Source organism: Ralstonia sp. NFACC01, assembly GCF_900115545.1.
GTDB lineage: Bacteria > Pseudomonadota > Gammaproteobacteria > Burkholderiales > Burkholderiaceae > Ralstonia > Ralstonia mojiangensis.
This window is the reverse complement of the sequence record NZ_FOWV01000002.1, coordinates 632,094-643,717: the sequence shown is the minus strand read 5'-3', so window position 1 is coordinate 643,717 and position 11,624 is coordinate 632,094. Positions and strand designations below refer to the sequence as shown.

The window sequence follows — 11,624 nt, the reverse complement described above, 5'->3', positions numbered from 1 at the left end:
ATCCTCCGTCAGGCTGCTGCGCGGCTTGCCGCGATCTGCTCGGCAGCGGCCAGCGCTGCCGAGGTCATGATGTCCAGATTGCCCGCGTACGACGGCAGGTAATGCGCGGCACCTTCCACCTCCAGGAAGACGCTCACCTTCAACCCTGCGCGGCGGTCATTCGCGTGGAGTGCCAGCAGGCTGTCAGCTGTGTAGCGGTCAAACTGGACAGCCTGTTTGAGCCGATAGCCCGGTACGTAGCCGGCGACGGCCGCCACCATGGCTTCGATCGAGTCTGCAATGGCGGCGGTGTCTGCATCTTCGTCGGTGAGGCAGTAGACGGTGTCGCGCATCATCAACGGCGGCTCGGCCGGGTTCAGCACGATGATGGCCTTGCCGCGCGCCGCACCGCCCACGGTTTCGATGGCCTTCGAAGTCGTCTCCGTGAACTCGTCGATGTTGGCGCGCGTACCGGGGCCGGCAGAACGGCTCGCGATGGAGGCAACAATCTCCGCATAGTGCACAGGAGCAACCCGCGAGACCGCAGCCACGATGGGAATCGTTGCCTGGCCACCGCAGGTCACCATGTTCACATTGGGCGCTTCGACATGCTCGAACAGGTTCACCACTGGCACGACGAAAGGTCCGATGGCAGCGGGAGTCAAGTCGATCACCTGAACACCATGCTGGCGCAGCACCTTTACGTGGTGGGCGTGCGCGCCGGCGGAGGTCGCGTCAAACGCGATCCGAATATCGCCAAAGTTGGGCATTGCGACCAGCCCTTCGATGCCGCCCGAGGTGGTAGGCACGCCAAGTCGGGAGGCGCGCGCCAGCCCGTCAGAGTTGGGGTCGATGCCGACCATCGCGCCCATCTCCAGATGCTGACCGTGACGCAGCACCTTGATCATCAAATCGGTGCCGATATTGCCGGAGCCGATGATGGCGACGGCCTGCTTGGATTTTCCCTTCATTGCACGGGATCCGGTTGGGTGGAAAAACAAGCGCTCACACTGCCGAGGCCTTCGATATCTGCGGTAAAGATGTCGCCGGGGGTGACAGCCACCATCGGCCCGAGTGCACCTGTGAGCACGATGTCGCCGGCCCGAAGCGGTGCATTCACACGGGTCATGGTGTTGGCCAGCCAGAGCGCGGCGTACAGCGGGTTACCGAGGCATGCTGCCCCAGCGCCTACGCTCACCTGATCGCCGCGACGCTCCATCACCATGCCGCACTGCATGGCGTCGAACGCATCGAGCTTGACCGGACGGTTGCCGAGTACAAACAAGCCGCTGGACGCGTTGTCGGCCACCGTGTCGGTCAGGCGGATGTCCCAGTTGGCAATGCGGCTGCCGACGATCTCGATGGCGGGCAGCGCGTAGGCCGTCGCGCGAATGAGGTCTGCAATGGTGTGGCGCTCGTGCGGCAGATCGTGTTCCAGCACAAGTGCGATCTCGGCTTCCACCTTCGGCTGCAGCGTGCGAGACAGCGCGATCTCTTCGCCATCGGCAATCGCCATGTCGTCGAACAGCATGCCGAAATCGGGTTGATCGACGCCCAGTTGAGCCTGCACCGCCTTGGATGTCAGACCGATCTTGCGGCCCACCAACCGGCGGCCATTGGCGAGCTTGCGTTCCGTGTTGACGCGCTGCACGGCATATGCCGCCTCCAGCGGATCGCCGCCGAGCGCGGCAATCGCGTCACGAACGGGCGCGTGTGGGGCGCGGTCCTGCTCGGCTTGCCACAGTTGATGCGCCAACGCGACGGCCGCGTTCATATCGATGGTGCTCATGCGACCCTCACGCAGACGTTGGTCAACTCGGAGTAGAAATCGAGCGAATGCCGCCCACCCTCGCGGCCAATGCCGGAGAGCTTGGCACCGCCAAACGGCGTACGCAGGTCGCGCACGAACCAGGCGTTTATCCAGACGATGCCGGTTTCGATCTGCTTGGCAACGCGATGGCCGCGTGCGAGCTGCGTAGTCCAGATGCTGGCGGCCAGACCATAGGCGCTGTCGTTGACCCGGCGGATCACTTCGTCCTCTGCGTCAAACGGGGCGATGTGGCACACCGGGCCGAAGATTTCCTCTTTCACGCAGCGTGCAGTGTCGGGCAGACCGGTCCAGATGGTCGGCTGTACAAAGGCGCCGTCGTCTCGGGCGTCACCAAACTGCGGTACGCTGCCGCCCGTGACGACCGTGGCGCCCTCTTCCACCGCCAAGCGGAAGTAGGACAGGACCTTCTCCCGATGCCCACGCGAGATAAGCGGGCCCATGGTGGTGGCCGGGTCGTCTGGTGCGCCGACACACAGTTGCTCAGTGCGCTCCTTCAAGGCCGCGACAAAGCGATCGAAGATCGGTCGCTCGACATAGACACGCTCGCTGCACAGGCACACCTGCCCGGCATTGGTGAAGCTTGATTTGACGACGCCCTCCACCGCGGCGTCGAAATCCGCATCGGCAAACACCACTGCGGCGTTCTTGCCGCCCAGCTCAAACGAGATCTCTTTCACACCATCGGCGACGGTCTTCATGATGGCGCTGCCGGTGCGCGATTCACCCGTGAAGGTGATGGCGCTGATGTCCGGATGTCGTGTGAGGAACTCCCCTGCGGCGTTCGGGCCATGGCCGTGAATCAGGTTGAACACGCCCGGCGGCAAGCCAACGTCGTGCATGACCTCCGCCAGTAGCGTGGCCGACCCCGGCGTCTCTTCCGACGGCTTGGCGACGACGCAATTGCCCATGGCCAGCGCGGGCGCAACCTTCCACGTAAAGAGCAGCAGCGGCAGGTTCCACGGCGAGATGATGCCGATCACGCCCAGCGGCTTGCGTCGCACGTAGTTGATGTACTCGCTGCCGTCGGGCGTATGCGTCTCGAAGAACTCGCTGTTGGCCGTGCGGATCAGGTCGGCAAACGTGCGGAAGTTGGCGATGCCGCGTGCCACGTCCAGCGTGCGGGCCTGCGTGAGCGGGCGGCCGGTGTCGGCCACTTCAGCGGCCACAAAGTCGTCGAAGCGCGCCTGGATGCCGTCGGCAATGCGATGCAACCAATCGGCGCGCTCGGCGGGGGCGGTGTCGCGCCAGCCCGTGAGTTGAGCGGTGCGTGCGGCGCGCACGGCCCGATCAACGGCAGCGGCATCGGCCTCGCACACCTGCGCGACCAGCGTGCCGTCGACAGGGCTGACATCGGCAAACGTGGTGGCGCTCGCCACGAACTCGCCATCGATGTAGTGCCGTAAAAGCCGCGGTGCGTGCGCGGCGCCAGCCGGTTCCTGGTTCACAACGTCTCCTGCTCTTGTTGAGGTGTTGGCAGGAGTCTAGGGATGCGCGGCGAAGAAGAACAATGAAACATTCGGCGCTGAGTATCCCAAACCGGAATACCAGCGCAAGGCTAGTCCTGCTTGGGTTTCAGGCGAATTTCCCGGCGTCGGGTGTGGTTGCTTGCGCGGCTTCTCGCAGACATTCGATAAAGACCCCGCACGCTGCGCTCTGCTCCTTGTTTGAGCGCACCGAAAATCCTACGGTGCCAAACGCGGCTGTTTGCGGCAGGTCAAGAATGCTCACCAACCCAGCATCGGCAAACTGCCTTGCTGCCACGCGCGGCATCAGCGCAATGCGCGGCGTCTCCAGCAGCAGGCCAATGTTGGTCAGCAGCGAGAGCGACTCGACAATATCGGTCGGCAGCTGCAGGCCTGCGGAGCGGAACAGATGCTCCGCCGCCAGCCGCGCCGGGGAGTCCGGTGTCGGCAAAATCCACGGCGAACCCGCCAGCTCCGACAGATGCGCCACACACTCCGGCAAAGCGCCATAGCCCTTGCCTACCACCGCGCACAGCGATTCATCGAACAGCGCTTCGTGCGTCAGCGGAAACGCACTGGCAATCGGCAACTCCCGCTCGGGCAAGCGGCCGACGACGATGTCCAGATCGCTTGTCGCCAAGGCCGGGAACAGATGCGCGGTCGTCCCTTCACGCACGGTGACGAGCACGTTGGGCGTGCGCGACTTCACCATGGCTATGGCACGCGGCAGCAGCCGTGCCGATGCCGAGATCAACGTACCGACAATCACATGTCCGCTGGTGCCGAGCCGGAAGTCATTCAGCTCATCGGTCATGTAGCGCAACTCGGCCATGAGCGACTTCACGCGCCGGCCGAGCATGAGCCCCAGCTCCGTTGGCACGACACCGCGGTTGGAGCGCGAGAACAGCGCCCCGTCAAAGCACGATTCCAATTCGTGAATGACCTTCGTCACTGCGGGCTGCGTCAGCCGCATTTCGTTGGCGGCACGCACGACCGAGCGCGTCTCCAGCACTCGCTCGAAGATCATCAGTTGATTCAGTTTCAGCCGGCGGATCAGAGAGATCTCGCTGAGCGGATTGGCTTGCATGTCTGTTTTCATTCAAGGCGGGCGATGCACGATCGTAGCAGTCGCCCGCCCCGTTCAGAACCCACACTCAGGTCAGAACACTCCCATCATGCGAGACAGTTCCGAGACGTATTCGCCGTAGCGGGGGTCGCGCTTGATCTCGTCCGGCTGCCGCGGGCGAGGCAGGTCGATCTTCACATCGTGCTGCACGCGGCCGGGGCGTGGCGACATCACCAGCACGCGGTCGGACAGGAACACCGCCTCATGGATGCTGTGCGTGACCAGCAGCACCGTCAGCGTGCTCTGTTGCCAGATGCGCAGCAACTCGACGTTGAGCTTGTCGCGCGTGAGGGCATCCAACGCGCCGAATGGCTCGTCCATCAACATCACACGCGGCTCGAGCAACAGGATCTGCCCGATGGCCGCACGCTGACGCATGCCACCCGACAGCTCGTGCGGGTAGCGATCGACAAACTGCGTGAGTCCGAGCGTATCGAGCAGACCCGGCAGGCGCGCCTCGGTCTTCACGCTCGGGAGGTTGCGCAGCTTGGCGCCCAAGCGGATGTTGTCACCCACCGTAAGCCACGGCAGCATGTTGCTGGTCTGGAAGACCACACCGATCTCTGGGACTGGCGCCGCAATCGACTTGCCGTCGACGCGGATCTCACCCGCATCACAAGGCACCAGTCCCGATACCATACGCAGCAGCGTGCTCTTGCCGCAGCCGCTAGGCCCCAGGATGGAGACGAACTCGCGCTGCCGCACCTGCATCGAGACGTCCTCAAGCGCATTGAACGCCGCAGCACCGCCGCGCGCGGCAAAGCGCTTGCCCACGTTGTCGACATCGATCATCACGCGGGCCGTCATGTCCTGCGCTGCGGGGTTGGCAGCGGCGATCACTGCGGTTTCGCGCGGCACGGCGCGCGACAGATTGACGATTGCCATCAGACCGTGACTCCTCTCCACCAGACAGCACGCGAGACCCAATCGACAGCGGCGTAGAACACCATCGCCAGCGCCGTCACCATCAGGATCGCCGCAAAGCACAGGGGCGTTTGCGCATTCGACGTTGCGAACACGATCAGATGCCCCAGCCCAAATTCCGAACCAATGAACTCGCCCACGATGGCGCCGATCACCGCCAACGGCATGGCGATCTTCAGGCCGTCCATCAGCGCCGGCATGGCGGCGGGCAGACGCAGATGCCAGAACGTGCGCGAGGCCGATGCGCCCAGCGCGCGGAAGTGCTCGTCGAGGTTCTGCGGCACGCCAGCCAAGCCGCCCATCGTGGCTACCACGATTGGGAAGAACGCAAACAACACCGCTGCGGCCAGCTTTGAGGCAAACCCATAGCCGAACCAGACGATCAATAACGGCGCCAGCGCGATCTTCGGCATACTCTGCAAGGCCGTCACGAGCGGAAATAGCGTGCGCCGGGCGATGGCCGAGGTGCTGGCCAGCAGCCCCAGCCCAAGCCCACTCACCAGCGCGAGCATGAAGCCTGCAAACACTTCTCCTGCAGTGGTAACGGTGTCACTCATTAGCTGCGCGCGCATCTCCCAACCGGCCGAAAGCACGGACGACAACGATGGCCACACATACTCGGGCGCGCCGCTCCAGCGCACGCCAAGTTCCCACACCAGCCCGACGACGATCCAGAACGCGGCGGTTTCCAGCGCGCGCTTCATGACTTGTCTCCGGGGGCATCCTTGTCGGCAGACTCGCCCTTTGGAGCTGCTGCGCCCGACTTCTGTGCCACAAGGTGCGGTGGCGGCGGCACCACAAAGCGCTCGAAGCGATATTGATCGAACGACTCGATGCTGCGCTCCCACACCTGTGCCTCGCGCGGGTCGCGCTCGCCGATCTGCTCCATGTTGCAGTAGACCTCGACGTTGTTGCCGTCAGGGTCCTTGAAGACGAGGAAGTAGTTGTCACCCGGGCCATGGCGGCCGATGCCACGCACGATCTCTACGCCGTGCTCCTGCAGCACCTTGACCGAGCGCTCCATCTCCTCAACGCTGTCGATCAGGTAGGAGAAATGCTCCAGCCCGGGGCGCGAGTAGCGCGGCAGGTCGTTGAAGTCAGGCGAATCCTTCGGCAGTTGGGACAGCGCCAGGTCATGGTGATCAGAGCCCGCACGCAGGAAGACCATTTGATCGCCAATCCAGTCCGACACCTTCAGGCCCAGGACTTCCGTATAGAACTTGGCCGAGCGCTGGATGTCCCGCACCATCAAAACCATGTGTCCGAGCCGCTTGGGACGCAAGCTGTTCATTTGTCTCACTCCAATGTGCCCGTACGTGGCGGGCGGGTTGGGCCGTAGCCCCGAATTCAATGGACGCTCATTCAACGAAGCGGTTGGTGTACAGGTCGGCAGGCTTGACCTTGCCGCGAAGGTCAAACGCTCTCGACAGGAAATCGATGGTCCCGTTGATGCGTTCGGGTCGCAGCCAGCCGAGTTTGTGCTTGTCCGGCTCGTCCGAGATCAGGCTGTTGGTTTCCGCAATCTGCTGCTGCAGGATGGCGCGATCGAGCAGCGGCTGCTGCGCGACGATCGCATCCGCGGCAGCCTTCGGCTGATCGCGCATGAAGGCGTAGCCGCGGTACGTCGCTTCGACAAAGCGCTTGACCACATCCGGATGCTGCGCGATGTAGCGGTCAGTGGTGACAATACCGCTGCCCATCATGTCGAGGCCGAAATCGCGGTAGAACACCTTGCCCAGCTTCTGCCCCGCGCGCTGTGCAAAAGCCTCCTGCACAGCCAGGCTGGCGCCCTCCCAGCATTCAGACAGATCGATACGCTTCTGCAGCAGCGCGGTGTTGATCACCGCCGGATCCAGCCGCACCAGCTTGATGGCGTCGGGCGCCATGCCGTTCTGCTTCAGCCACGCCGGGACGATGTTCTGTACCGCCGATGCCCCGCCCCCGCCCAGCGTCATGCCGGTCAGATCCTTGAGCGAGGTCACCTTGAAGCCCGGCCGCTCTACGTAGCAGATGGCACCCGGCCAGCGCGTGTTGATCGCGCCCACCATCACCGTGTGGCCACCGTGGGCACGGTTCAGGGTCACGCTCACGGGGTCGCCGTAACCGAACTCGAACAGCCCCGCGTCGACCTCGTTCACGGTGCGCTGGCCGCCATAGCCACGCATGACCGTCACGTCCAGACCGGCCGCCTTGTAATAGCCCTTGGCCTGCGCAACCAGGATGCCGCCCGTGCTGCCCTGCGGCAGCCACGCCAGATTGACGCGCACGGCATCTGCCGCATGCGCTGCCGACAACATCCCTGCCCCCAAGCCTGCCGCGAACACCAGCCCGCGGGCCAGGGCACTTAACCGCTCCAGCATGTCTCCTCCGTCAAGATATGGTGTGACAGGACTGTGATCCGTGCGCGAAGTGCGTTATCCCTGCACCAGCGGATTTTCGATCGACCCGATCCCGTCGATGGACGCCACCATCACATCGCCGGGCTTGAGGTAAATGCCGCGGCCCATGCCGACCCCCGTCGGCGTGCCGGTGGCAATCACGTCGCCCGGCTGCAGCGTCAGGATCGACGACAGGTAGTGGATCTGCTCGGCCACGCTGAAGATCATCTCCGACGTGTTGCCGTCCTGCATGGTCTCGCCGTTGACCGTCAGCCGCATGCGCAGGTTCTGCGGCTCGGCAATACACGCACGGGGCACCAGCCATGGCCCCAGCGGCCCGAAGGTATCGAAACTCTTGCCGCGAAACCAGTCGTGTTTGAACGGATAGTCCGTCCGGCGGTTCAGATCGCGCGCACTCACGTCATTCAGCACGGTGTAGCCGGCTACGTAGTCCAGCGCATCTTCAATGGCAATCTGGCGGCCCGGCTTGCCGATCACCACGGCCAGCTCCACCTCCCAGTCGACCCGCTCCGCGTGCGGCGGGATGCGTACCTCGGCCAGCGTCGGCACCACGCTGGTCTCGGCCTTCATGAACATGTAGGGCGTGCTTTCCTCGCGCGGGGCCAGCTCGGTGCCCATCTCGCGGGCATGCTCGTAATAGTTGGAGGCAGCGGCAAAGATGCGGCGCGGCGTGAACGGCACGCGCAGCCGGTAGCCAATGAGCGGCTTGGCGGTGATGGTGCCGTCGGCAACGGCGCGCGCCGCCGCCTCGAACTGCTGCACGGCAGCCGCGCCGCTCTTGTCCCAGTCTCGGACAAGGGCATCGACGTCTATGGGCGTTGTGGCTCCCGTGGCCTGCTTCAACACGGTCTGCATGTCATACAGCGCGTCGCCCACGCTCAATCCAGCAGCAACGCGGCCATTCATTTCATAGCTTGCAATCCCGAAACTGATCACTTGTGTCCTCACTGTCGTGATGAGTGAATTTGTTTTGTATACATATACCAATCTATGTATTCAACATGTAACTAGCGTATACTCCCATTCCAGAAAAACCGGCGGACCGTGGGGTTCTCCCAAGGCAAGCCGGCACTGCCGATACAGCGTGCGATGCATCGCATCGGGTTGCCCTGCGGGGCTGCTGGCGCATAATGCGACGCACGTCTGCGTAGACCACCGTTGCGCCCAACCCCACCGCTGACACGATGACGACGCTCTCTTCCAAAATCTATCGACTGCTGTGCGACGAGATCATCGACGGCACGCTTGAGCCGGGTCAGAAGCTCGAAGAAGCGGCGCTGGCCGAGCGCTTCAATGCGTCGCGCACGCCCATCCGCGAGGCTCTGCGCGAGCTGGCCGTCCGTGGACTGGTCGAACTCACGCCGCGCAAGGGCGTAGTGGTCGCACAATTCAGCATCGAAGAACTGGCCGACATGCTCGAAGCCATGTGCGAGCTGGAAGCCCTGTGCTGCCGCCTGAGTGCGCAACGCATGAGCGTGGTCGAGAAGAAGCAGCTCGAAGTGCTCCAGAGCGACATGAACGAAGCCATCGCGCGCGGCGACGAAGCGCTCTACTTCGAGCTCAACCGTGAATTCCACGAGCTCATCTGCAAGGGCGCGCAGAGCAAATCGCTGGCGTCGATCATTGCGGTACAGCGCCAGCGGCTGGCTGGTTTCCGCGCGGCGCAACCGGCATCGCCCACACGTTTTGAAGCCGCCACCGACGAGCACCGCGAGATCGTCTCCGCCATCCTTAGCGCAGATCCGGAGCGCGCCTACAACGCGATGCGCGATCACACCGCGCGTCTGTCGATCGTCGTGCTCGGCCGCCTGAAGAAGCAGCACAGCGCCCGCGCGAGCGCCTGAGGTTTCGTCCAAAACACTCATGCCGCCACCTGCTGGGCCTGTGGCATCGAAAACCCCAATGCACCGAGCTGCGCCAGCAGCGCCCCCGCCTGTTCTGCGCTGAACGCAGTCAAGGGCGGGCGCACGCGGCTCCAGCCTTCGTGCTGCATGTGATGGCCCAGCACGGCCTTGAGCGCTGGGATCATCGGCAGCGCCTGCACGATGGTGCGCAAGGCCGTCACCTCCGCTTCCCAGGTCGCTCGCTCTTCAGCCGTCGTAGCGGCAAGCAGGCGGGCAATCGCATGCGGCTGCAGGTTGGCCGTGGCCGAAATGCAACCGGCCGCGCCCAGCGGTAGCGCCTTGCCGAGCAGCGCTTCAGACGCCGGAAACACGGCAAATTCGGGAAAGCGCTTGAGCATCGCCTCGGTATTCGCCCAATCACCTGAGCTGTCCTTGATGCCGACTACGGTGTTCGGATAAGCGGCAACCAACCGCTCGATCAGCGCGTGCGAAATCGGCACGCCCGTGAACTGCGGGATGTGATACAGGAGCACGCGCAAGGCATCCGAGCCAACGGCCTGAATGACCTCGGAGTAATACGCGAACAGGCCGTCGTCGCTTACGCCCTGGTAGTAGAACGGCGGCAGCATCAGCACACCGGCGCAATGACCTGTCACAGCATGACGCGTCAACTCGATCGCTTCCGTCAATGCGCAGGCACCGGTGCCGGGCAGCAGTTGCGTCGGGTCGATGTCAGCGGCAAACACGGCGTCGAGCATGGCGCGGCGCTCGGCCAGGCTCAGGGAACTCGCCTCGCTATTGGTGCCGAACACGGCCAGGCCCGCACCCTGCCCGACCAGCCAGCGGCAAAACGCGACAAAGCGCGGCGTGTCGACACCAAGGTCTGAGCGGAACGGCGTGACAACGGGCGCGAACACGCGCGGCTTGCCAAATGCGGACATGCAGATCTCCTAAGGGGATGAACGAAGCGGAACGGCAGCAGTCAGGCGCGGAAGAAATCAAGCATCGCGTTGCCGAGCAGCGTCTCGCCGGAATCGAAATGCGCAACCACAGAGGTGTGGTTGTGCCGAAGCATCTGCACGAAGCGCGGTGCCTGCGCGGGGCGGCCCGTGCGTTGGCGTGCCTGGGCTATGCGCTCGAAAAACGCTGCCCCGTAGGCATCGAGATACGGGTTCTCGTATTCGGCCACGACCACCATCAGCGGTACGTCGATGTGGTGTGCGTGGGTGAGCGGTGAGCGCTGTGCGTACAGCGAGGTGTCGTCCCCGAAGTACGCGCGCACGCCGGCGGCGTTCGGGTTGTCGGGTAATACGTCGGCTGCCACGCGGGCGCTGATCAGTACCGCCCCTGCAACGTGGGTAGTGCGCCGCGCGGCCAATGCCGGATCGGCGAGATACGTGGCGACATGGGCGCCACCGGCCGAATGCCCGACCAGGAAGACCCGCTGCGGGTTGCCGCCAAGCCCTGCGACATGCGCGCGCACCCAGTCCAGCGCGGCGGCCACGTCTTCCGCCCCGGCGGGGTATGGCGCCTCTGGCGCCAGCCGGTATTCCACATTGACGGCTACGCACCCTTGCCGCGCAAACCAGCGCGACACGTTGTCGTAGATCAGCCCATTGAAGCTCTTGCTGCCACGCAGGAACGCGCCACCGTGCACGAACACCACCACGTCGGCGTGGCCAGTCAAGCGCGCGGCGGTATGGACGAACACATCGAGACGTTGCCGCTCATGCGGACCGTACGGCACGTCGCGCCGGACTTCACAGCGATCGGCCGCGTCATTGGCGGCAGCGGCCACCAGCGGCGTATATGCATTGATCACGAGATCGCGATGCGCGTTGATGTCGCGCCCCCAGACAGCGCCGATCTGCGCGAAGCGCTGCCTCAGCTCGGCGGAAAGATTGCCCAGCGGTTCCTGCAAAACCTGCATCCACAGCCTCCTGCATAGCGCCCGAAAACAGGGTTCGTGACGAAGCGCACTGGCGCCAACCTCATCGGACGGCGATTGGAAGCTATTCTGGTATATAAATTCATCCTTGTGTATACACAATGTATAAG

The 11,624-nt window shown here is 63.9% G+C and carries 12 protein-coding genes; 1 reads left to right on the top strand and 11 read right to left on the bottom strand.

Annotation, left to right across the window (positions count from 1 at the left end):
- Positions 1–8 precede the first annotated feature (8 nt).
- The 9 genes from BM136_RS07585 to BM136_RS07545 form a co-directional block, all read right to left on the bottom strand.
- The gene (locus BM136_RS07585) at positions 9–950 is read right to left on the bottom strand and encodes an acetaldehyde dehydrogenase (acetylating) (RefSeq protein WP_092971258.1); all 942 of its coding nucleotides are present in this window, start codon (positions 948–950) and stop codon (positions 9–11) included.
- Positions 947–1,768, bottom strand: coding sequence for a 2-keto-4-pentenoate hydratase (locus tag BM136_RS07580; protein ID WP_217649348.1), 822 nt, complete (start codon positions 1,766–1,768; stop codon positions 947–949). Before BM136_RS07580 ends, BM136_RS07585 begins: the two co-directional genes overlap by 4 nt.
- The gene (locus BM136_RS07575; RefSeq protein ID WP_092971257.1) at positions 1,765–3,255 is read right to left on the bottom strand and encodes a 2-hydroxymuconic semialdehyde dehydrogenase; all 1,491 of its coding nucleotides are present in this window, start codon (positions 3,253–3,255) and stop codon (positions 1,765–1,767) included. The genes BM136_RS07580 and BM136_RS07575 overlap by 4 nt, the downstream gene beginning before the upstream one ends.
- 127 nt (positions 3,256–3,382) lie before the next feature.
- Positions 3,383–4,360, bottom strand: a complete 978-nt coding sequence (locus tag BM136_RS07570) for a LysR family transcriptional regulator (protein ID WP_092971256.1) — start codon at positions 4,358–4,360, stop codon at positions 3,383–3,385.
- A 72-nt stretch (positions 4,361–4,432) separates the two neighbouring features.
- Complete coding sequence (locus tag BM136_RS07565; protein ID WP_092971255.1) at positions 4,433–5,284, bottom strand: ABC transporter ATP-binding protein; 852 nt, start codon at positions 5,282–5,284, stop codon at positions 4,433–4,435.
- On the bottom strand, positions 5,284–6,027 hold the full coding sequence (locus tag BM136_RS07560; protein WP_092971254.1) for an ABC transporter permease: 744 nt from the start codon (positions 6,025–6,027) through the stop codon (positions 5,284–5,286). The genes BM136_RS07565 and BM136_RS07560 overlap by 1 nt, the downstream gene beginning before the upstream one ends.
- A complete protein-coding gene (locus BM136_RS07555; RefSeq protein WP_092971253.1) occupies positions 6,024–6,614 on the bottom strand; it encodes a VOC family protein in 591 nt (196 codons plus the stop codon). The genes BM136_RS07560 and BM136_RS07555 overlap by 4 nt, the downstream gene beginning before the upstream one ends.
- A 67-nt stretch (positions 6,615–6,681) precedes the next feature.
- Positions 6,682–7,683 (bottom strand): ABC transporter substrate-binding protein, encoded by a 1,002-nt coding sequence (locus BM136_RS07550; protein WP_092971252.1) that lies wholly within the window; start codon positions 7,681–7,683, stop codon positions 6,682–6,684.
- A 54-nt stretch (positions 7,684–7,737) separates the two neighbouring features.
- Complete coding sequence (locus tag BM136_RS07545; protein WP_254775635.1) at positions 7,738–8,628, bottom strand: fumarylacetoacetate hydrolase family protein; 891 nt, start codon at positions 8,626–8,628, stop codon at positions 7,738–7,740.
- 278 nt (positions 8,629–8,906) lie between these two features.
- On the opposite strand from BM136_RS07545, the gene BM136_RS07540 reads away from it, so the two are divergent.
- Positions 8,907–9,566 carry a GntR family transcriptional regulator gene (locus BM136_RS07540; protein WP_092971250.1) on the top strand — a complete coding sequence of 220 codons (660 nt, stop codon included), beginning with the start codon at positions 8,907–8,909 and terminating at the stop codon, positions 9,564–9,566.
- Positions 9,567–9,583: 17 nt separating this feature from the next.
- On the opposite strand, the gene BM136_RS07535 is transcribed toward BM136_RS07540, so the two are convergent.
- Together BM136_RS07535 and BM136_RS07530 are read right to left on the bottom strand one after the other, a co-directional pair.
- Positions 9,584–10,507: a dihydrodipicolinate synthase family protein gene (locus tag BM136_RS07535; protein WP_092971249.1), complete on the bottom strand. Its 924-nt coding sequence runs from the start codon at positions 10,505–10,507 to the stop codon at positions 9,584–9,586.
- A 41-nt stretch (positions 10,508–10,548) separates the two neighbouring features.
- Positions 10,549–11,496, bottom strand: coding sequence for an alpha/beta hydrolase (locus tag BM136_RS07530; RefSeq protein ID WP_092971248.1), 948 nt, complete (start codon positions 11,494–11,496; stop codon positions 10,549–10,551).
- Between the last annotated feature and the right edge of the window lie 128 nt (positions 11,497–11,624).

What these genes read in the sequence shown, in the direction of transcription:
- BM136_RS07560 (WP_092971254.1), bottom strand. Translation starts at nt 6,027, where the DNA reads ATGAAGCGCGCGCTGGAAACCGCCGCGTTCTGGATCGTCGTCGGGCTG.
- BM136_RS07570 (WP_092971256.1), bottom strand. Translation starts at nt 4,360, where the DNA reads ATGCAAGCCAATCCGCTCAGCGAGATCTCTCTGATCCGCCGGCTGAAA.
- BM136_RS07545 (WP_254775635.1), bottom strand. Translation starts at nt 8,628, where the DNA reads ATGAATGGCCGCGTTGCTGCTGGATTGAGCGTGGGCGACGCGCTGTAT.
- BM136_RS07580 (WP_217649348.1), bottom strand. Translation starts at nt 1,768, where the DNA reads ATGAGCACCATCGATATGAACGCGGCCGTCGCGTTGGCGCATCAACTG.
- BM136_RS07550 (WP_092971252.1), bottom strand. Translation starts at nt 7,683, where the DNA reads ATGCTGGAGCGGTTAAGTGCCCTGGCCCGCGGGCTGGTGTTCGCGGCA.
- BM136_RS07565 (WP_092971255.1), bottom strand. Translation starts at nt 5,284, where the DNA reads ATGGCAATCGTCAATCTGTCGCGCGCCGTGCCGCGCGAAACCGCAGTG.
- BM136_RS07535 (WP_092971249.1), bottom strand. Translation starts at nt 10,507, where the DNA reads ATGTCCGCATTTGGCAAGCCGCGCGTGTTCGCGCCCGTTGTCACGCCG.
- BM136_RS07540 (WP_092971250.1), top strand. Translation starts at nt 8,907, where the DNA reads ATGACGACGCTCTCTTCCAAAATCTATCGACTGCTGTGCGACGAGATC.
- BM136_RS07585 (WP_092971258.1), bottom strand. Translation starts at nt 950, where the DNA reads ATGAAGGGAAAATCCAAGCAGGCCGTCGCCATCATCGGCTCCGGCAAT.
- BM136_RS07555 (WP_092971253.1), bottom strand. Translation starts at nt 6,614, where the DNA reads ATGAACAGCTTGCGTCCCAAGCGGCTCGGACACATGGTTTTGATGGTG.
- BM136_RS07530 (WP_092971248.1), bottom strand. Translation starts at nt 11,496, where the DNA reads ATGCAGGTTTTGCAGGAACCGCTGGGCAATCTTTCCGCCGAGCTGAGG.